Annotated in this window: 18 protein-coding genes and 1 other RNA gene; 3 read left to right on the top strand and 16 right to left on the bottom strand. The window is 40.8% G+C overall.

Going from position 1 to position 21,781, the window contains the following annotated elements:
• Positions 1 to 61: 61 nt before the first annotated feature.
• The 3 genes from ACOSV2_RS07240 to ACOSV2_RS07250 form a co-directional block, all read right to left on the bottom strand.
• Complete coding sequence (locus tag ACOSV2_RS07240) at positions 62 to 3,679, bottom strand: dynamin family protein (protein WP_428974565.1); 3,618 nt, start codon at positions 3,677 to 3,679, stop codon at positions 62 to 64.
• Positions 3,680 to 4,125: 446 nt separating this feature from the next.
• A complete protein-coding gene (locus tag ACOSV2_RS07245; RefSeq protein WP_428974566.1) occupies positions 4,126 to 4,695 on the bottom strand; it encodes an isoprenylcysteine carboxyl methyltransferase family protein in 570 nt (189 codons plus the stop codon).
• The gene (locus ACOSV2_RS07250) at positions 4,692 to 5,762 is read right to left on the bottom strand and encodes a type III polyketide synthase (protein ID WP_428974567.1); all 1,071 of its coding nucleotides are present in this window, start codon (positions 5,760 to 5,762) and stop codon (positions 4,692 to 4,694) included. Before ACOSV2_RS07250 ends, ACOSV2_RS07245 begins: the two co-directional genes overlap by 4 nt.
• 198 nt (positions 5,763 to 5,960) lie before the next feature.
• On the opposite strand from ACOSV2_RS07250, the gene ACOSV2_RS07255 reads away from it, so the two are divergent.
• On the top strand, positions 5,961 to 6,410 hold the full coding sequence (locus ACOSV2_RS07255; RefSeq protein WP_397553573.1) for a chemotaxis protein CheX: 450 nt from the start codon (positions 5,961 to 5,963) through the stop codon (positions 6,408 to 6,410).
• Between the two features lie 54 nt (positions 6,411 to 6,464).
• On the opposite strand, the gene ACOSV2_RS07260 is transcribed toward ACOSV2_RS07255, so the two are convergent.
• Both ACOSV2_RS07260 and ACOSV2_RS07265 read right to left on the bottom strand, forming a co-directional pair.
• Positions 6,465 to 7,235: an SDR family NAD(P)-dependent oxidoreductase gene (locus ACOSV2_RS07260; protein WP_428974568.1), complete on the bottom strand. Its 771-nt coding sequence runs from the start codon at positions 7,233 to 7,235 to the stop codon at positions 6,465 to 6,467.
• Positions 7,236 to 7,302: 67 nt separating this feature from the next.
• Complete coding sequence (locus tag ACOSV2_RS07265) at positions 7,303 to 7,437, bottom strand: hypothetical protein (protein WP_428974569.1); 135 nt, start codon at positions 7,435 to 7,437, stop codon at positions 7,303 to 7,305.
• Between the two features lie 379 nt (positions 7,438 to 7,816).
• On the opposite strand from ACOSV2_RS07265, the gene ACOSV2_RS07270 reads away from it, so the two are divergent.
• Together ACOSV2_RS07270 and ACOSV2_RS07275 are read left to right on the top strand one after the other, a co-directional pair.
• Entirely contained in the window at positions 7,817 to 8,293 is a 477-nt protein-coding gene (locus ACOSV2_RS07270) for a cytochrome c oxidase subunit II (RefSeq protein ID WP_428974570.1), read from the top strand.
• Position 8,294: 1 nt separating this feature from the next.
• A complete protein-coding gene (locus ACOSV2_RS07275; RefSeq protein ID WP_428974571.1) occupies positions 8,295 to 9,941 on the top strand; it encodes a b(o/a)3-type cytochrome-c oxidase subunit 1 in 1,647 nt (548 codons plus the stop codon).
• A gap of 87 nt (positions 9,942 to 10,028) precedes the next feature.
• On the opposite strand, the gene ACOSV2_RS07280 is transcribed toward ACOSV2_RS07275, so the two are convergent.
• The 11 genes from ACOSV2_RS07280 to ACOSV2_RS07330 form a co-directional block, all read right to left on the bottom strand.
• On the bottom strand, positions 10,029 to 10,496 hold the full coding sequence (locus tag ACOSV2_RS07280; protein WP_428974572.1) for a GyrI-like domain-containing protein: 468 nt from the start codon (positions 10,494 to 10,496) through the stop codon (positions 10,029 to 10,031).
• A 22-nt stretch (positions 10,497 to 10,518) separates the two neighbouring features.
• Complete coding sequence (locus tag ACOSV2_RS07285) at positions 10,519 to 12,033, bottom strand: carboxypeptidase M32 (protein WP_428974573.1); 1,515 nt, start codon at positions 12,031 to 12,033, stop codon at positions 10,519 to 10,521.
• A gap of 175 nt (positions 12,034 to 12,208) precedes the next feature.
• The gene (locus ACOSV2_RS07290; protein WP_428974574.1) at positions 12,209 to 14,134 is read right to left on the bottom strand and encodes an ATP-dependent DNA helicase; all 1,926 of its coding nucleotides are present in this window, start codon (positions 14,132 to 14,134) and stop codon (positions 12,209 to 12,211) included.
• Positions 14,135 to 14,303: 169 nt separating this feature from the next.
• On the bottom strand, positions 14,304 to 14,477 hold the full coding sequence (locus ACOSV2_RS07295) for a hypothetical protein (RefSeq protein WP_428974575.1): 174 nt from the start codon (positions 14,475 to 14,477) through the stop codon (positions 14,304 to 14,306).
• Between the two features lie 96 nt (positions 14,478 to 14,573).
• Positions 14,574 to 15,713 (bottom strand): THUMP domain-containing class I SAM-dependent RNA methyltransferase, encoded by a 1,140-nt coding sequence (locus ACOSV2_RS07300; protein WP_428974576.1) that lies wholly within the window; start codon positions 15,711 to 15,713, stop codon positions 14,574 to 14,576.
• Between the two features lie 153 nt (positions 15,714 to 15,866).
• Positions 15,867 to 16,251, bottom strand: an RNA gene (rnpB, locus tag ACOSV2_RS07305) — RNase P RNA component class B.
• A 60-nt stretch (positions 16,252 to 16,311) separates the two neighbouring features.
• A complete protein-coding gene (gpsB, locus tag ACOSV2_RS07310; protein WP_113970666.1) occupies positions 16,312 to 16,620 on the bottom strand; it encodes a cell division regulator GpsB in 309 nt (102 codons plus the stop codon).
• A 114-nt stretch (positions 16,621 to 16,734) separates the two neighbouring features.
• Positions 16,735 to 17,292, bottom strand: a complete 558-nt coding sequence (locus ACOSV2_RS07315) for a DUF1273 domain-containing protein (RefSeq protein ID WP_324744287.1) — start codon at positions 17,290 to 17,292, stop codon at positions 16,735 to 16,737.
• Between the two features lie 258 nt (positions 17,293 to 17,550).
• Positions 17,551 to 17,880 (bottom strand): CotD family spore coat protein, encoded by a 330-nt coding sequence (locus ACOSV2_RS07320; RefSeq protein WP_324744288.1) that lies wholly within the window; start codon positions 17,878 to 17,880, stop codon positions 17,551 to 17,553.
• Between the two features lie 335 nt (positions 17,881 to 18,215).
• Entirely contained in the window at positions 18,216 to 19,499 is a 1,284-nt protein-coding gene (locus ACOSV2_RS07325) for a ribonuclease H-like domain-containing protein (RefSeq protein ID WP_428974577.1), read from the bottom strand.
• Positions 19,500 to 19,514: 15 nt separating this feature from the next.
• On the bottom strand, positions 19,515 to 21,755 hold the full coding sequence (locus tag ACOSV2_RS07330) for a DEAD/DEAH box helicase (protein ID WP_428975078.1): 2,241 nt from the start codon (positions 21,753 to 21,755) through the stop codon (positions 19,515 to 19,517).
• Positions 21,756 to 21,781 lie beyond the last annotated feature (26 nt).

The raw sequence follows: 21,781 nt of genomic DNA on the forward strand, positions 1-21,781 counted from the left end.
ATGTGAATACATGTAGCACAGCAATGATAAGGATTCGCCACGACTTTCCTCCTTCTTTTCTTTAGGATTGAATCTGTTCGAGTTGCTCCAAATCATACTTTAGCTTGTTGAGGTCCTGGACACTCTCTAATGCATCAATATTTGAATGGATCTGCTCCATCACCTGAATCAACATTTCTTCTTTAAGCTTGTCAAACTCTCTACTTAAATATGAAGCACCCCAACCTTCCAGGCGTTTCTGTTCCTGTTCTAAATAGCTGTCTGCAGGCTCATGAAGTAATGATTCCAATTTTTCCTGAACAGTCTTTTTTCCGCCTTGTTCAAAGAAATGCTTTGGATTCTTAAATGAAGAAAAGGCCTCTTCGAATAGTCGCAGCTCTGTTTGTTTTAATGCGTTCTCAAATTCAATGGTGCTTTCGTTTTGGTATTCCTGAGGAGATAATACCAGTTCTTTCTCCACCTGTTGAATCATTTCTTCAAGTACCAACCAATGCTCACTCAGTAGTTTCTGAATGAACTGCTGAATGCGAAGAGAAGTGGCTCTCATTTCCTGTGCCAGATCAAATCCGACACTTGCAAGAAATTCCATTAATCCTTCCTTTATCGCTTGGGATTGGTTGGAGTATTGCAGAAATAATCCTGAATGAAAGGCTTCCTTATAAAAATCGGATACCCGGAAAAATACCCTTTGCTTCACATAATAGACAAGTTCCTTCGATTCTTGCTGCATTTCGATTTCAAGTGGGTGGACGAATTTCGTATCGATAAGTGAGCGAACCTCAACCTTCGCATCGTTCAGCTCCTGTTTGCGTACTTCCTTATACGCTTTATCACTTGAAGCCGTATGAATGTATTGGTTAAATCGCTGCAGGCCTCTATCCCACTCACTGAGAGCGGACTCGATACTCATGCTCACTAATTCATTCTGTATAAATGTTTGGAATTCCTTCTTAAAGAGATCCATTCCTGATTTTTCTGAATCTGCTTCTCTAAGAGCTTGGAGAGAAGATACCCCAAAGATCCTCGGAAAACGGATTCCATATTGAATTAGCTGCGTCTCTACATAGTCGATCACTTCATTTTTTTCTTCTTCGTCACTTGCAAGGTCGATGGCATTGACGACAAAGAACATTTTATCTAGTTCAAACGTGTCCTTCACCCGGCCCAATTGAATGAGGAATTCACGGTCTGCCTTGGCAAATGCATGGTTGTAATAGGTCACAAATAGTATCGCATCGGCATTTTTGATATATTCAAATGCCACTCCCGTATGACGTGCGTTAATCGAATCTGCTCCTGGTGTATCGACGAGTGTGATTCCCTGCCTTGTAATATCACAATCGTAATAGAGATCGATGGACTCCACAAAACAAGCCTGAGCTTCATCTGCTACAAATCCTCTATACTCATCAAGATTTGCCTTCTTTGTCATTCCAAGACTATCTTTAAAGGCGGGATAGCCATTAGTAAAAGCCTGCAGGAATGAAAGGTGTACATTCTCCTTACCGCTGCCTTCACTCGTTAAAGCGGGGACAACCTCCATTGCTTCATCAAGTGTTGAAACACTGCGATTGAAATAGGAAAGAGAATGAACAATGTCTTGAAATAACTGGTTGTACGTCTTGATTTGGACATGAGCGGTCTCATGCTCGCCGACTTCTGATACCGGATTGATTCGATTGATGGAGGCAGTTGTCGGATTCGGACTAACCGGGAGTATTTTCTTCCCTAATAGTGCATTGGCAAATGATGATTTCCCCGCACTAAACGCACCGAATAATGCAATTGTAAAGGATTGATTGGACAGTCGCTCTTTCTTTCCTTCTAATAAATCTGCCGTCTTTCTGAACCCTTTGTATCTCCTGAATACACTGGTCATCGTTTCTAAACGTTCGATAACCTCTTCAATAGAAGCTTGCTGTTGTTGCCGTGGCTCCGTCTCAATTTTTTCCCTGGTTCGTGTGGTTTTCTCTTCCTGATCCAACTCTTTGTCAGTTGCAGGAATATAATCTTCCGCCCTTGCCTTCCAATTCACAATCCACTGTTGGAGAACAGAATCTGCTTGTCTCTGATCGACCTCAATGTTCATTAATTTTCGAAGTTGGGTAGTCTTTTCTTCATGTAATGTGTTCCATTGATAGATGACTCCTGTTTTCTTTTGGAGTTCATTTAGCTCAGATTCTAAAGCTGTATTCTCTACTGCAGACGCGCTTTCCACTTCATTCAAAGTTGCTTCAATCAAATCATTTGTAATATTCCTGGCTTTCCTCTTTAATTCCTCAGAAAGATCATCACAGTATTGGAGCACGTAATCACTCGTAATTCCTGCACCAGGTTTGATCAGATCGATAAGGAATGGTTCATCCACTTCAAGAGATAATTGATCCCACTTGATGCGTTGACCTGATGAAGGACTGTATTCTTTGTCCATGTTTTTTCCCAGTGTCTTCAAATGCCATTCTAATTGAGATTCGATCCGTGTATTTATATCTTCTTTGAACTTCCGGATCCTGACCGCTTTTTCATCTTCTGTTTTTTGTTTCGAAAATAAAAACCCTACTTTAAAGTCTGATTGCCTGCTTTCGAGAAAATCTTTCGCTAATTCTCTTGTTTCAAATGGCATTAAATACGCATTTTTAAGGATTTCCCTTCTTTCTTCCTCAAAATGGTCTTTTATCGCTTTTACGTTATTTTTTGCTAAAGTATCAATCAATCTTCTTTCAGCCTGCAGAAGGGAGTCTTTGTCATTCCATTCATCAGGCGTCAGGATGTCCATTCCTTTTTCTTCAATTTTCTCAAGGGCTTCCTCATACCACTTCTCATGCTCAGACCGCAATTGTGAGATGGCCGATTCCGCAGAAGCTTCTATCAGTTCGCCTTTCTTCTTCACCTGTTCTTCAATCAATGACTCTAATTTTTCAAGATCATTATGACGATGATGAGGAGCTTTTAAACTTGTAAAAAACATCCCATTGGGTACCACACCCCAAGATGCAAACGAATTCTCTACACTTTTTATAAAGTCGCTGAATGCCAATTCTTCTTCCTGGTGCTTATCAATCTGATTTACAATGAGATACAGCTTGACTCCATGACGGATCATTTCCTTTGTGAACTCGAAGTTCACCTGAGATTGAACATGGTTATAATCCATCACATAAAAGACGGCGTCAGCAAGATGAATGGCCGATTCCGTTGACAGCCTGTGGGCATCATCCGTACTGTCTACACCCGGGGTATCTAAAATCGATACACCCTCCGGCATCTCACATTTGCTTCGACCTATTTCTACAGAATATACTTCCTCTCCGTTTTTGCAGAATTCCTTAATGGTGGAGAACTCATACGGTGCCTGAAAGTATAGGGGTTGGGAATGATGATAATGAATTTTCGCGAAATCCGTTGGTGCATGGTGCACCTTTACTAAATTTGCACTGGTAGGGATTGGACTCGACGGGAGGATTTCTTCTCCCATTAAGTGATTGATCATCGTTGACTTCCCTGCAGAGAAATGGCCGCAAAAGGCTAAAATCAATTCATGGTTGTGTAATTTCTCCGTTAATCTTTCTACCTTTGCAGCCCGCTCGTCGTCTCCGTTTTGAAGGAACCGATCGTGGTAGGCTGTAAGTTGTTGCAATGTATTATGTAATTGTGTACTTTTATGCTCTATCTGACTCATTGTACTAGTTCCTTTCTGTTTTCAGAAAAATGATAACGGTTTTATTTTATCGTATTTATCTCAATTTCTCTATGAAATCATATCAAGCAAAGGAAATAATGATAACGGTATCAGTATATGCAGATGGTTTATTGAGTGAAAAAACAAAAAAGCCCTCTTCCGGAGAAGAAGGCTATGTATCTATCGAGTTGTTTCGGTTGCAATCACGTTTGAATGAACAAAAGTTTTTGAGTTTTTCTGGTATGAAGATATTTTCTTTTCTTGTGCTGAATCCTTCATCACATTTGATAAAACATATTTCATCATGAAGCCATACACTATTACTGTAAACACTATCAGAAACGATACCATATTTGTCCCCACCCTTTTGTTAATATATAAATGAGAATAATTTTCATCTTCAATTAGAATCTTATCAAAAACGATAATCATTTTCAATAAGAAAATTATTTTTCTTTTTTGATTAGGGGAATCCAGCCTTTTGTATGGAGGTGAACCCTGTCGTAATCGGTTTCAATTCGGAGAGCATCTTCCTCCAATGGGATACGTATAGAGAGAATGAATTGATTCAATAGTGCAAAGATAAAAAGTGTCCAATACGCATGAAAGAGCAACGGCACAATCAAGAATTCCAATGTAACGATAAAATAATTAGGATGTTTCAAATATTTATAAGGACCTCTCGCCACCACTTCAGCGCTCGGAAGCACGATGATTTTCGTATTCCAATACTTCCCGAGGGAAGAAATCACCCACATTCTTCCCAGCTGAGTCAGGATAAAACCAGTCAACAGAAGAGGCCAATAGGTATTAACCCCAGTATGAAAGATCCCTCCTTCTATTAGCAGGGAAACAAAAAACGCAATATGGATAGCGACCATCATTTTATAATGGGACTGTCCATATTCTTTCGCTCCCTGCTCCTTCATCCACTTTTCATTTGATCTGGCGATGTACAGCTCCACAAGTCTCTGAATCAGGAGTACAGAAAAAAACAGGATAAAATAAAGCATCATTCCCACCTCATCAAAAGCAGTTCTGAACTGAATCCCGGGCCTAAAGCTGTACCTAACCCTATATCTCCCCGTTCACAGCCTTTATCCATGAATTCCTTCAGGACATACAAGATCGTTACAGAGGACATGTTCCCATATTCCTTCAACACCTTCATAGATACTGATGTCATACTTTCATCCATCCCTAAAGCTTCCTGGTAGGCTTCAATGACTTTCCTGCCGCCGGGATGAGCTACGAAATGTTTAATGTCTTCAAGCCTGAGATCATTTTCGTGGATGAATCCCTCCACATTCGGACGAAGCCAGTTCTTTACAAGTGTTGGAATATCCTTTGAAAACACCACATACAGACCATTATTCTTTACTTCCCATCCCATCACATCAAGGGAATCCCGGAGCAATGTCGACTGAGTCGCAAAGATGGTTGGCAGAGGATGTGAAATGTCTTTGAGCACCGGACTATCATCACCACATATAACGGCACACGCCACCCCATCCGCAAATAATGAGGTACCAATCAGATTACTCTTTGACCGATCTCCATGCTGAAAGGTGAGAGAACAAAGTTCAATAGAAAGGACGAGAACATTCGCTTTAGGAAAAGCTAAACAGTATTCATAGGCACGTGACAATCCACTCGCTCCACCTGCACACCCCAATCCCCAAATCGGGATTCGTTTCACATGAGATGAGAATGGCAGATGATTCATAATTCTCGCTTCGAGACTTGGTGTCGCTATCCCTGAGGTTGATATCGTAATGATTGCATCAATATCTTCTAATGTAAGTTGATGTCGGGATAAGCTCTTCTTAACAACTTTGCTACCTAATTCAACAGCATGATGAATGAATTCCTCATTCTTTTCTTGAAAGGTATGCTCCTTTGAGAACCAGTCGATGTCTTTTACGAAATAACGACTGTCTATTTCTCCATTTTCAAACACGGTGAGAAGACGTCCGATATCTTTAAAACTTTTGGAAAACAACTGTTTCGCAAATTCCGCCGCTTCTTTTTGCGTAATTTTTACAGGGGGAACCTCGGTTTCGACTGAGACAATTTTAGGCATAAACTAATCACTCCTTACACTTCCATGTAAGGATAGCTTTTCCATTCATTCATAAATCATGTATGGGATCCCAAATCCCTTACCAACAGAGTTTTTTCATCCATAAAGTTCATTTTAATGAAAATAATGCTAAATCATCCGTCTTTTGAACCAGGTATTATGGTATGATTACAACGACAGAATAGTGGAGGAAACGACATGATTTTAACGAGAAGTGTCACAGATATACTAAATAGTTCTATTGAAGCGATTAAAGGGGTGATTCCCCTATACATTGACGTTTTACAGCCCTCGTTACTGACGGAGCCCTTTAGTCAGCATAAAATCGGTGTACTCATTGGGATTACAGGAGATGTAAGGGGCAGAATGATTATAGATGGTGAAGAAGAGAGCTTTCAATCCCTGGGGGCATCAATGTTCGGCATGCCATTAGAAGGAGAAATGCTTGAATCTTTTGCAGGTGAATTAGGAAATATGATTGCAGGCAACCTCGCTACTCTATTAGCCCAAGCTGGTCACACCCTGGACATCACTCCCCCTACCGTCATTGTTGGTCAATCAAAAATGTACGGATTCGAAAAAGCACTAAAGCTGCCCATAGTCATTGAAAATGCAGGAGATTTCTTAGTGATTCTTATGATTGAATAATTGCCTGAAATAGATAAAAGGCTAACCTCAATTAATTGGTTAGCCTTTTAGTGATTAGAAACCTTGAATCGTCATTCCGCCATCTACGAAAATGGTTTGACCGGTAACATAATTCGAAGCATCAGAGGAGAGGAAAACAGCCGGTCCCACAAGTTCTTCCAGTTCACCGATTCTTTTTAAAGGTGTAACAGCAAGAATATCGTTTACATATTCTTCATTTTGCAATAATTCTGCCGTTAATGGTGTTTTAAAATACCAAGGTCCGATACTATTCACATTGATATTGTATTTTCCCCATTCCATGGCTAGAACCTTCGTCATTTGAATCATGGCTGCTTTCGTTGAAGCGTACACAACCCCCGTACGTAAGGCAACATGACCAGCGACAGACGCTATGTTAATGATTTTCCCCTGATTCTTCTCCATCATATGTTTACCCGCTTCCTGACTCATCATAAAAGCAGATTTTAGATTTGTATCCATGATGGTTTGCCATTCTTGATCCGTAACCTCAAGGGCAGTAGAACGGATATTCATTCCTGCGTTATTAATCAAAATATCAATGGAACGATTTTGATCTTCTATGTAAGAAATCGCTTTTCGAATTTCCTCCCGAGATGTTACATCTGTCGGGATGATATACGCCCTTCTACCGAGCTTTTCTATTTCACTTGCCGTATCTTCCAAATCATTCCGCGTTCTAGATAGCAGGACTACATCCGCACCTGCTTCCGCTAAACCAATACTGAGAGCCCGTCCAATTCCACGGCCTGCCCCGGTGACGGTAGCCAATTTATCATTTAATGAAAATGAAGGTAAATACATCCTCACACCACCCTATCAAATATTTGAATCTTCTATATATTAACACAGTGGCTTTATCGAGAAAACTTTAACCGTTTTTCTTATTTCCTTTTCCATTTTGAACATGAATATTGATTTTCCCCTCGACAACGATCTGACATTGAGGACAAACCGTTTTCTCAGAATAGATCTGGCAGCACTGTTTACAATAATATTTTTCCATCAGATAGCCCCCTTGAATTGCCCACTCATACACTTTATGCACATCCTTGACACATGTGAACCAATTAAAAGACCTATCTCTTCCTGACTTCACATTTATTTCACAATATTTCAAGTAACCTGTGACATTTATCACAGATTCAAAACGGTTTGCACCGTTATGATAGTGATAACAAAATCAATCATCCAATAGAAGAAAGGAATGAGATATATGCCGAAACCGGAATTGCATCGAAAAACAGAGGTTAAGGTCGAAGAGTCTACTTCATTAAAAGGTACATTTACTTCGGTTCTGTTTTTAGGCGGGTTTTTAGTGCTTACATGGCTAGGGGTATTCATACTATTTTTAAATCGTTTTTAATTTTGAAGGAGTGGTTTACATGCACATGCATCGTTATGAAAAATGGTGGTTAACGTTAGGAACAGGGTCTCTTATTATATTTTTAATTATTTTAGGCATCAGTGCTTTTCACCAAGGACATCAACCCCCAAGCGCGAAGGCATACGTCAATCCCGAACAAGTGGATAAAACCTCACCTTTTAACGAACCGGGATTAAAAAAAGTGGAAGGAAAAGCTTGGGATTACGAGCTAGTGTTTGTTGCATCTGCGTTTCTCTACACACCTGGGGAAATTGAATTACCTAAAGGATCTACACTGAAAATCATAGCCACAACAAAAGACGTTGTTCACGGATTTGAAGTCGCAGGGACAAATATTAATATGATGCTTGAACCCGGGTTTGTTAGTGAATATACAACAACCCTTGATAAGACAGGGGAATTTCTCGTTGTCTGTAATGAATATTGTGGGGTGGGTCATCACACAATGAAATCTATGATTAAGGTGGTGGACTAAAATGAAACGATTTATAAGGATTGATAAAAAAGATGCTACATTGGCGTTGGCACATATTTATGTAGGCTTTATCGCCTTGGCCCTAGGTGGATTGGCAGGGTTATTACAAGTGTTGGTAAGGTCAGGGAAGTTCATATTGCCTGCAGGAATCGGCTATTATCAAGTGTTAACGGTTCACGGTGTATTACTGGGATTAGTATTGACCACTTTCTTCATCTTAGGTTTCCAGCACGCTGCCATCTCCCGGACATCCGGAGCCTATTCCGGGAAATCCCGTTTGTTAGGCTGGTTAGGATTCTGGGTCATGCTGATCGGCACAATCATGGCGGCTGTTATGATTCTATTAAATGAAGCAACTGTACTTTATACTTTCTATGCTCCTCTGCAGGCACACTGGATATTCTACTTAGGGTTGACCTTTGTCGTTGTGGGAAGCTGGTTAGGCGGGGCCGGCATGATCATCAAATATGTAGGCTGGCGAAAAGAAAACCCCGGTCAACCAAGCCCTCTGTTAACATTCATGGCCATCATCAATACCGTCTTATGGATTGTCGCCACCATTGGTGTGGCAGGAACGGTTTTATTCCAGCTCCTTCCTTGGTCTCTTGGTCTTGTTGATCGGGTGGATGTACTCGTAAGTAGAACTTTATTCTGGTATTTCGGTCATCCCCTTGTATATTTTTGGCTGTTGCCTGCCTATATGGCATGGTATGTCATTATTCCAAAGATCATCGGCGGAAAAATATTTTCAGATTCGTTAGCCAGACTTTCCTTTATTTTGTTTCTCCTATTCTCTATTCCTGTAGGTTTTCATCACCAATTAGTGGAGCCGGGAATCGACGCATATTGGAAATTTTTACAGGTAGTCCTAACCTTTATGGTTGTCATACCTTCCTTGATGACTGCATTTTCTCTGTTCGCTACCTTTGAAATGTACGGCAGATCCAAAGGAGCTACCGGTTTGTTTGGATGGTTTAAGAAGTTACCATGGGGAGATGCACGCTTTACAGTGCCGTTTATAGGCATGGTTGCCTTTATCCCGGCAGGGGCAGGTGGGTTAATCAACGCCTCGAACCAGATGAACCAGGTTGTTCACAATACCATCTGGGTTACCGGTCACTTTCACTTAACCTTGGCCACTTCTGTTGTATTGACATTCTTTGGTATATCCTATTGGCTCGTCCCTCATTTAACAGGACGCGTCTTAACGAAAGCAATGAACAAACTGGCGATCGTGCAAGCCATAGTGTGGTCTGTAGGAATGGGTATCATGTCAGGTGCCATGCATGCTGTCGGCTTACTCGGCGCTCCAAGACGATCCTCTTTTTCAACTTATGGGGATGCACCGCAAGCCCTTGAATGGATTCCATATCAAGTCGCACAAGCCATCGGGGGAACGATCCTCTTTATCGGAATCATTCTGGTTCTATACATCTTTATCAATCTGGCATTCTTCGCACCTAAAGGAGACGAAGAGTTCCCAGTCGGTGAAAAAGCCGAAGCAGCTGAGAAAACCCCAATGGCTCTTGAAAACTGGAGGATTTGGTTAACCATCTTAGCAGCTCTCATTCTCGTTGCCTATACCGTTCCGTTCATAGACATGATTCAAAACGCCCCGCCTGCGTCCAAAGGGTATCGTTTGTGGTAAAAAGAAAAGCGGAGGCGGCTTGTTCTGTCCCGACAAAAACCAAAATGCATAAACGTAGAAAAGAGGCTGCCTCGGGCAGCCTCTTTTCTATTTCTCTTTAATTGGAACAAACAACTCTAATTTCCGCTTGTCATCCGTTTCGTTGATTTCCCTGTCCTGAGATAAAAGTTTCTCGACACTCAGTCTGGAGTAGTCTTTTTCATAGCCATTTTCCTTAATCCAATTAAAGATTGAAAAGTAGGCTTGTTCCACTTCCGTTGACAGCCCTTCATAAAGAGCGTGAGCATAATCACCGGCAGGGAGGGACAGTTCCACTAACCCCGGTGGAAGCTTTTCCACACGATCAACCTCTACGGTACAATAATACGTAAAATCAGTCGCTCTGTCATGGAAAGGGGCGTATATGCATTCATCTCCATTGATGTGGTGAATGGATGGAATCATCTGTAGAAACTTAGTGAAGAGTCTCGGGATCTCAGCCCCTCTTCCATACGGGCCTGTCCAGCCTATTCCAACAAGCAATTTATCATCTAGTGATGCAACGTTAATTTCCATAATTTTGCCTCCAATGTATTCGTTAATTCAAGGAATATACCTTTGAATACTTCTCCGTTAAATACTCGGCCAAATATTGTGCATTAAGCCCTTCTCCAGTAACTTCCCTGATGATTTCCAGCGGTTTCTTCATCTTGCCCCACTGATGGACGTTCTTGGTCAGCCATTCTCTGATGGGAGCAAGATTCCCCTCTTCCAACAGCTCTTCATAATGAGGAAGATCTTTTAACATGGCACGCTTAAACTGCGCAGCGTACATATATCCTAATGCATATGACGGAAAGTAACCGAAGCTCCCACCAGCCCAATGAACATCTTGGAGGACACCTTCACCGTTATGAGAAGGGCGGATTCCCAAGTACTCTTCATATTTCTGATTCCAGATTTCAGGAAGATCCTTCACGTCTATCTCATCATTAAATAATCCCTTTTCAATTTCATACCGAATAATAATGTGTAACGCGTACGTTAATTCATCTGCTTCGATTCGGATTAACGATGGCTTCGATTCATTGATTGCCCGGTAGAAATCGTCCTGTTCAATGGAATCAAACTGTCCTGAAGAGTAATCCTTCAGTAATGAATAATTCTGCTTCCAGAAAGAATGATCTCTTCCTACAAAATTTTCATAGAACAGAGATTGAGATTCATGAATCCCCATCGACGTTCCCGTACATAGTGGCGTACCAATCAAATCCTTGGAAATGTTCTGTTCATACAGAGCATGTCCACCTTCATGGATTGTCCCGAACACTGCTGTTCTCCAATCCTTCTCGTCATATTTAGTTGTTACCCTTACATCACCAGGGTTTAAACCAATAGCAAATGGATGGACCGTCTCATCCAATCTGCCAGAGTTAAAATCATACCCCATTTGCTCAAGGATCTTTAAGCTGAAATCCTTTTGCTTAGCCTTTGGAAAGTGTTCAAAGAGGAAATCTGTATGCGGCTTATGTTCCGATTCGGAAATCTTATGTACAAGCGGGACAATTTGATCTCGAAGATCGCCAAATACCTTATCTAACACTTCAACCGTTACACCTGGCTCATACATATCCAGTAACGTATTATATTTGTTATCTTCGTAGCCCCAATAATCAATAAAGCGTTTCGTAAATGCCACCAGTTTTTCTAAATAGGGCTGAAACATAGTGAAATCCGCTTTTTCTTTTGCTTCTTCCCATACACCTTCAGCTTTCGATTGTAACACCACGTATTCCCTATATTCAGAAGCGGGAATTTTTTTATTCCGATCATACTCTTTTTGACACTCTTCTAATAGTTTTTGTGTCATGATATCCAATTTGTCCATTTCTGGAGACAATTTTGCCAGGTATGCAGCCATTTCATTGGAGGTCGACATTTCAAAAAGCTCAGATGAAAGCATTCCAATGACTTCAGATCGTTGTTCGACGCCATTTTTCGGAGCACCTGTCCGTAAATCCCAGAACATCAAACCAAGCGCTTCGTTGTACGCAGACATTTTTTTCACATAATCATGGAAACGATCTTTTATTTCTATAACTGATTCTTTCATTCTAAAAAAGCCCCCTTTTTTAACATTCAATCTATTTTATCATATTTTTCTGGCAACTTGGGTTAGAATGATTGATAGAGAAGCGATTAGAGACTTCATATTAGTTGAAGTGGAGATGTCTCTACATTTAAAGCCACAAAAAAACCGCCCAATTTCAGGCGGCTTTTTCAACACTTTATGAATTCAACACTTCAATTCCAACTGGTAATACGGATTCTACCAACTGTATATAAGCTGATTCATGACCAATCACCAAGACATGAACACTTCCTTTGTCCTCGCTCGTCCGAATCAAACGCCCGATTCCCTGTCTCAGTCGAAGGAGCATGTAGGGAATATCCACTTCTTCCACTGAGTTTTCAGCATGATTTCGTTTCGCATCAAACACAGGATCCTTAGGAGGGAATGGAAGTGAGTAGATAATGACTTGAGAAAGTGACTCTCCAGGCACGTCCAATCCTTCCCATAAATGATAGGAGCAAAGTACTGTAAAGGTTTCCTGCTGGAACTGCTGTACCGTTTCACTAATTTCTCTGTCTCCTTCATAAATCACATTCCAGTCCTGATTTCCCTGCTGCTTTTGATATTGTCTAAAAACATTCATTTCTTCCTTAGTGGAGAAGAGAATCAACGACTTCCCTTGATTTTTCTTCAACATGTCAAAGGCATACTGATTTTTAGAATCCCTACCATTTTCTAATGAAGGTAGAAAAGCTTTCATCATATCTTCGTATTCATAAGGAGACTCTACCGAGAACTTTTCATATTTTTCAATCCCCAGCGATTGAGAAACATAAGAAAAGTCTCCATTATAGGAAAGAGTGGCAGATGAAAAGATAAATGGGATATTTTGAGAAAATACTTGATCTCTCAAAATTTCTTCCACCAATCTTGGCATCACAACAAAGGTGTGCTCTTCTTCTGACGTTTCTAACCAATAGATTCCTTTTTCATCATCTATGAATAGTTTCAAGGAAAACTGAATCTGCTCAAGATACTCTTCCACTACCTTTAGCAAATAATCATCCATGACATACATTTCAGATTCAAAAACAAGCTCATTTAATAGATTTTCAATTTTCTCCGTTAGGGCTCTTCCTTGCTGTAATATAGCTTCAGAACGGGAAATGTATTGTCTCTCAGAACCAGTCTCCCCTTTGGATTCTTTCTCCAGAAGCTCGAACCACTTTTCATTATCCAGAATGATATCTTCAATGACATACAACGTTTCTTCTCTCATATCAGACGCTGAAAGCTTCTCCAGTAAGCCTTCAAGGGTCTCCATTCTCATTCGGTAAGTCATCGCTTTTTGAGAAGCAAATTCCAATAAGTGACCTTCATCAAATACAACAGAGCTCGCTTCCGGCAGAAGTGGCAGCTGTCCTTCCCGTTTGCGGGAGTCTTTCGTCCAAATATGTTCCATATAAAAATCATGGGAACATATGATTAAGTCTGCTGCCCCCCGGTAATGTTCACGGTGAAGTGTAAGTCCGCAACGATGGCGATAAGAACAAGACATACAGTCTTGAAGAGAATCCCAACCAACTTCATTCCATTCTTCATCAGATAAATGAGCATATTCTTTTCTATCCCCATAATGACTAAAGCTTCTCATGGAAGAATTGTCGTGTACAAAATCTGGTAATTCCTCCCACATATCCTGAAAACCTTCGTTTTGGGGAATATTTTCTTCAAGTTTTTTTATACAGAGATATTGTTCTCTGGACTTTGCCAATCGAACATCTATATCAAGATCCAGTGCCTTCTCAAGCTTCTGGATGTCCCCTTCCTTTTTCACAATCTGCTCAATGAGCGTTTCATCCGCACACGCAATGATTGCCGGTTTGCCCGTATATCTGGCATACGATAACGCATACAAGAGGTAAACAAGGGTTTTCCCCGTACCGACACCTGCTTCTGCAAACATAACCTGCTTATTTTTATAGGCTTGATTAAGCTGAAAGGCCATAAATACCTGTTCATCCCGTAAATCAAATCCCTTTTCAGGCAACAGATCATAAAACACGTCACCGACCCAGTCGGATAATGCTTCATAAAATGATTGCTCCTTGGTTAATTCAAATGGTAATTTTCTTCTCATGAGGACCTCCTGCATTACACAATATTTCTAATTTACTAGAATTCTTTCTTATTGAAAAGGGATAAACGTAATTTATTTGATTGAAGTCCATAGCAAAAGAAAAGAGACGCTCCATACAGGGGTAGATCTACCACTTGTATGGATGTCCCTAGTCTCCTTCAGAATACATTCAGTCGTATATTCTCTTTTTCCTTAACCATTCATATTGAAAAGCCTGATCAAGGTTTTTCGTTGCTTCTTCCAAGCTTGCTTGGATGGCTCCTCCTTCTTCTCCTGAAACGGAAGAAATAGAGCTTTGCAATGCCTGATAGATTTTGTGGTAATCGATGAAGGAATGGTCCATCCTCTTTCACTCCTCTAAAAATGATAGAACTATTATACGCAGGAAGTGAAAGGGATATTCTGAACTTCTATTCTTTTTTTCGTGAACTTGAAATGATTACCCTTTTCTCGGCGGACGCGGGCCAAAGTATTGATAGAAATCTGTTCGAATAAATCCGTTAAACAATTTACGTTTTTTTGTAGCTTGTTTACCGTAGACTTGTTCAAAGTTTTCATGGGAAGTCAACATGTAAACAGACCAAGTATCCAGCTTCTCGAAAGCTTTCCCCATTTCCTGGTACATTCTCTCCACATCTTTTCTTTCTCCTAAACGTTCACCATAAGGAGGGTTTCCGACGACGATGCCGTATTCCAGTTCCGAAGTGAAGTCTCTTACTTGCATTTGTTTAAATTTCACCAAGTCTCCAAGTCCCGCTTCCATTGCATTCTCTTTGGAAACTTCGATCATTCGGTGATCGATGTCCGTGCCCAGTATTTCAAGAGGCTGATCGTAGTTAGCCAAATCCTCTGCTTCCATACGTGTTTTCTCCCAGACCTCAGTAGGCATCAGTGGCCAGTTCTCTGACAAAAACTCACGATTGAATCCTGGAGCAATATTTTGCCCGATTAAGGCCGCTTCAATCGGAATGGTTCCAGACCCGCAAAATGGATCTACAAAAGGACGGTCAGGGTTCCATGTCGTTAATTGAATCAGGGCCGCTGCCAGGGTTTCCTTTAAAGGAGCCTCACCTTGTCCGATTCGGTATCCCCTCTTATGAAGACCTTGTCCACTGGTATCCAGGGTGATGCTTGCTACATCTTTATGGATCGCCACCTCGATTTTAAACAAAGGACCCGTTTCGTCAAGCCACGATGTACGTTTGTATGCTGTACGTAAACGTTCAACGATTGCTTTTTTTACAATCGCCTGGCAATCAGGTACACTGTATAGCTTTGATTTGACGGATTTCCCCTGAACGGGAAATTCTGCGTCTACTGGAAGGAAGTTTTCCCAAGGCAGCTTCTTTGTATTTTCAAAAAGTTCATCAAAGGAGTACGCTTTAAAGTCTCCAACGAGTATCTTAATCCTGTCAGCGGTTCTTAGCCACATATTGGCTCGCGCAATAGCCGTTTCATCCCCTTTGAAAATGACTTTTCCGTTATCCACCCGACATTCGTAGCCCAATTCTTTCACTTCTTTTGCAACAATTGCTTCTAAGCCCATCGCTGCCGTTGCAATTAATGTATATGTACTCATAATTGTCACCCCGTCATTAAGTATCTTTATTTTCAATAGTATAGTCTTATTTCCTTAAATATAAAAAGGACTGATACAAAAGAGCAGTGTATTACCTGCATGTATCAGTCACTTGCATTATTTAATCCTTATTGCTCTTATCCCGTAATAATGTTCTGTAAGCCATGTTTTGTTCCGTTGTACTACAAACGACTATTCGTCTCGTACTCGGGTGGTAATCATCTATCTACAAAGGAAGCTCCTTTGTCCCTCTCTTCGTTCGTTTCCTCTGAGAGGATTCCCCTACCTAATTTGGGTTTCTCGCTCGTGGGGTTTACCTCGTTCCACTCCTGCCATTTCTAACAGGACTTCGTCACTGTGGCACTTTCAAGGTAGTCACACCATATCCAAAGGACTTAGGTGTTTTCCCTGCCGTCAACTCAAAACTTGAGCTGCCCTAGCTTATGAATTGGCTAGGCACGATCACTACGTGCATCTCAGCACCGTGCGAGCATGGACTTTCCTCTACAACTTAACGTTGCAGCGATTACCCGAACACCATTAAGGATCAGCAATAACTAATTATACTGTAGTTCTTCCAAGTATTCAACTGGAAATATCAGTCATACAATTTGTTTCCGAATACGTGCTTCTCTAAATTAGACAAGCGTTTAAGAATATCGAAATTCGTTGTGCCTGTCTGTTGAGCCGGAGCAGCGGAGCGTTGTTTACTTGCTCCCTCCACTTGTTTCTTCAATCGCAGGTTCTCTTGTTGCAGATCTTCTATTTCTTGATGGAAGGTTTCATAATCTTTAATAATCAAATCTAAAAATTTATCCACGTCTTCTGGTTTATATCCCCGCATGCCACTTTTGAATTCTTTTTCCAGGATATCCTTGGCGGTTAATTTCACTTTATCTGAGATCATTATATTCACCTCTATATTTATGACTACATTTTTTCAAATAACCATCAGTTTGTCAATTATAATTGTTTTCGGGGCTATACAATTCCCTAAGTGTTAATGAGTAATAAACATCCTCTACTCATTCTTCCACTGCTCTTCTTCTACGACCCATTGCAGATCATGGAAGGTGATTGTCCTTATTTCAAAGGAAGGATCAGTTTCTTTCTTCTTCTTCGCTTCTTGATAAAAGTACCTGGGTGAGCCTTCTTTTTCTTCATCGTACAGTATCACTAACGCCTGGCTTTTTTGCAAGAATAACTGATTTTTGTTTCGAAATTGCTGCGGACTCTTGTAAGGTTCTTTAGAAATTGACTCGACAAAATCAGCTTGAGAAAGAATGAGTTCGTAGTACTCTTTATTCTGGTCATTCCACTTATCTTCCTGGGACAGAAAAGGGGTCAATATAGCCAGTTTAAGATCAGGGTAATCTTCCTGAAGCTCAAACACCACTTCTGCCCCCCAAAGCTCAACCCCAAGCTGCCCACTAATGAGTACCCATTCTAATTCTTCATCCAAAAGAGAAACTAATTCTTTCTTTAGAGCCTGCTTTATGTAGTGTATTGCTTTGTCATCTTGCTTAAAAACTCCCAGTTCAAAGGATTTATATCCGGTTATGCACGCAACATTACTCAAATGCAAAACTCCTTCATTAAACTTTCAGGACAGACAAGTTCTCTTTGAAGCTTAGTGTGTCCCAATCCTTTACACTCTATTGTAACATATTTTACGAATTACGAGGTCAAGATCCCGTTTTATCATATAAATTTCACCATCATAAAGAAGAGATGACTCTAAAAATCATTAGTCAATTTTGCAGAGCGACACAGTGTATCGCTCTGCAATTGAAACTAACCTCTTAGAGGCATCCCTCTGAAGTCTTCACTCAGAATATTATCGTCCCATACCGTATGGTCCGAATGGCGGTCTTGGACGAGGTCCAGGTCCGAATCCTGGGCCAAACCCCGGTCCTCCAGGGCCTTGAGGTCCTCCTGGCCCACCCGGTCCACCGCCACAGTTAAAATGTTGGTGTGAAACACTGTCTACTTGAGATTGTGTTTGTGGGAAATAATGTTTATGTTGATACATAACATTATTTACATTTGTCGTGTGAGTAGGGTGAATGTGTGGCACCTCATAGGTGTTGCATGACTGATTCACACAACATTTCGTCGGGTGCATCACTGCAGGAAGTACTTGATTAGGTCTTGGTCTTTTATACATAGAAACGCTCTCCTTTCATCTCTTAGTTGTTACACTAATAGCCTATGAAACGAAGAGGGTACATGTACTAATGCAAATACCTATTTTTAGGAAAACATTTTGCAGGCTTACATAAAGCTATATAAACTTTCCGGATAATTGGTAAATACAAAAGCTGTTAAACCAATGACGACAAAGAACAAAATTAAGATCGCTCGGTTCATTTCCATCATCCCATCTAAATATTAAATATTTTCAACACAATTAACTATTTTACATCTACTTTTGAAAATTCTCAATATAAAAATAAGGATTATGAACCACTTTTTTAGTATATTTTATAAAAGTTTGTATATCTAGGATTGATGGTCTGTATTCTTATTCATTTTTCTTGTTAACCGGCTCTTTCTATGATGAAGTTTCCCTGTAAAGACCTCGTGCTTTGGACTGTTTGCTTCCGTAGATTCATTCAGCAGTGATTCGAGTTGCTCACATCTTTCTAATGCTAACTGGAAATTCTTCGTTTTATGCTCATACAATTTAGCCAGTTCCAACAATACGACTTTTCTAATGGACATAGGGGCTTCTTTCCACATTCGTTCCCATAACTCTATCGCCTTCCACTCTTCTTTGTCTTTCTTGAATTGAAGAGCGAGAAGGTGCATCGCCTCATAGTTTGTCCTGTCATCCTCCCTGATTATCTCTTGGTAACGTTCTTTTGCAATCTCTCTGTTACCCGTGTATTCAAGCCATCTCCCGACCTCGAACCGCTCTTGGTCAGAGGCTTTCTTATGGACATTCAACAGTTGAAACGTTAAATGCGTATAGAGAGTGATCAATGACAATATATCCAGCTCATTATGGGTCATTACCTTGAATATACCTTCCGGATCCTTACGCTCGATATAATCAAAATAAATCATAGGGGCTAAATATCCCGGAACATCGTCTACTCTATTAAACCCAAGAATCTTGCGCTCTACGTTTATTAATTTTACGGACTCTAACTTGTGCTTGAAGAGTCTTCTGGACCCGTGATAAAGGTCAAAATGCCCAAATGGGGGCAATTTTGGAACATGATCTTTAATGAGTGTATGCCTTGTTTTTACTTGAGGCCAATCAAACGCTTTTCCGTTGTAAGTCACGAGTGTATTATAATCCACATGGCTTAAAAAGCTGTGATAGAGAGGTATTTCACTTCCCGGTTGCGGCAAAAAATGCTGGGTCACTATCACTTCTGTTTCTGTCACCCTCCCATGCCCTAATAAGAAGATTGTATTTCCAACCCCCCCACCTAAACCGGTCGTTTCCGTATCAAAGAAAAACATTTGTTCATGAGTAAGCCCTTTAGAAGACAAGGGATGGACACCTGCAAAGTCTTGCCAAGCATCCACCGCCCTAATAAAATCTTTAAACGTGTAGTCCCCATGCCGATGATTGATTGGATATCGCTTCTCTCTCACCAGACAAAAATCACCGTCAATATCGTACACAGTGGCACCATTTTGTTTCCATAAATCAAGAAATGGCAAGTCTGCCGCTTCCTGCTCTAAAATGGGAGGCTGACTTTTCTTCTCTTCAGCGTCCTCTTCTCTAATAAGATGTTTCTTCATTCTGGATAATTTATTTTTAAGTGACATTTTGATTCCCTCCTTCTATTTTTGAAGGAAAAGATGAAGAAGCTTTAATGTATCCACTTTGGCTGTGTCCAGTGAATGATCCGTTCCAATACATGATGGACAACCAGCTTTACACGGACATCGCTCAATCATAGCAGATGTCTCAAGGAGTATTTTCTCCATCTGTTCATACACCTTTTCACTTAACCCGATTCCCCCAGGGTACCGATCGTAGATAAAGACGGTAGGCTGTTCATTGTGTGCAGCTTTTATTTGGGGCACGACGAAAATATCACTGGGGTCGCACATCACAAATAAAGGAACAATCGATTTCAAGCTCTGTGCCGCTCCGATGAGACCTTCTTCCAAACGCTCCTGACTAAATGAAGCAGCGTCTTTTAAAGAAATCCAGCTTGAGCTCGTATGAAGTTCTTCCTCAGGAAGATGAATGGGCCCTGATCCAATATTTTCGTGGGTATCAAATTTAATCTTCTTAAAAATCGTTGCCATGGCTTGAACAGTTACATCCCCATAAGCTACGTCATACCTTTCCCCGGTGCGAATCTTGTCTGTTTCGAGTACTCTTAATTGTACAGCCAGATTGGCATCGGTGAAATAATCCACGTCCACTTCCCGTACATACGCTTTCTTTTCTTCCCAATCCAGTTCCTCTACTTGGAATTGAACTCCTTGGTGTAAATAAATCGCTTCATCATGCAATAAGGTCATAGCTGAGAAACGATCCATCTCCCCTATTACTTTCACGGCTGAGATGTCGGTTTGGTCAATGATGATGACATTTTCCTGGGAAGCTGAGCGAAGGCTGATGTTATGTGCAGGAAACACATCATTCATCCAATACCATTTTTCACCATTCTTATGAACCACCCGCTCTTCTACTAAAAATTCTAAAATATCATCAATATCGTGCCTGCCAAATTGTTCCCCTTCCTTAAAGGGAAGCTCATAAGCAGCGCACTTGATATGATCAATGAGAATAATTAAATTATCAGGGTTGATTCTCGCCGTTTCAGGCGTTTGCTCAAAGAAGTAATCCGGATGCTCAATAATGAACTGATCCAATGGGCTAGAGCTTGCCACCATGATGACCAGAGATTCCCCATGTCTTCTTCCGGCTCTTCCGGCTTGCTGCCAGGCACTTGCGATCGTCCCGGGATAGCCGGTCATGATGCACACTTGTAATTGCCCGATATCCACCCCTAATTCAAGGGCGTTCGTGCTGACAACTCCGTAGATTTCACCGGATCGCAACCCTTTTTCAATCTCCCGGCGTTGAGTCGGCAGATATCCTCCCCTGTACCCTCTGATTGATTTCGTTCCTAATTGACTCTTCACCAATTCTTGTAAGTAGGTAAGGATAATTTCCACCCTTACCCTGCTTCTGGCGAATATGATCGTTTGCACCTTATTCTTCAATAACTCACCTGCAATTCTCCTGACCTCCAGGGTCGCACTCCTGCGTATGTTCAAGGGTTTGTTTACAACAGGGGGATTGTAGAATACGAAATGCTTTTTGGCACTTGGTGCACCGTTATTATCTATCAAATTCATTTCATTACCTGTTAAATGCTCTGCCAGCTCTTTCGGGTTTGAAATCGTTGCCGATGTACAGATGAAAATGGGAGAAGCTCCATAAAACTCGCATATCCGTTTCAATCTCCTGACCACATTGCTTACATGGGAACCAAAGACTCCCCTATATATATGAAGTTCATCGATTATTACGTATTTAAGATTCTCAAATAGAGACACCCACTTTGTATGATGAGGAAGGATGGCTGAGTGTAGCATATCAGGATTCGTTATGACAATATGCCCAGCTTTTCTTACTTTTTGCCGGATATTGGCGGAGGTATCTCCATCATATGTATAGCTATTAATAGAAGCTTCTGCTTCTGAGATGATTTCGTTCAACTCACTTTTCTGATCTTGTGCGAGAGCTTTAGTTGGAAAAATATATAACGCCCGTGCATCCGGGTTGTCCATGATCGATTGTAATACGGGAAGATTATAACAAAGAGTCTTTCCCGAGGCTGTAGGAGTTACCGCGGTAAAGCTCTTTCCTTCCATTGCCAGCTTAAATGCGGAATGTTGATGGGTATAAAGCTTTTCGATGCCTCTTTTTTGCAGTGCATTTTTTATTTTTTCATTTATCTCCAATGGCATATCCACCAATTGAGCGGGTTTTTCATCTATGGTATGCCAGTGAACAATCTGTTTATTGAAATCAACGTCTTTTTTAAAATGTTCTATCAACTGTTGAAGATTGTTTTTCTTAAACA

It is taken from the genome of Rossellomorea sp. DUT-2 (genome assembly GCF_052665285.1).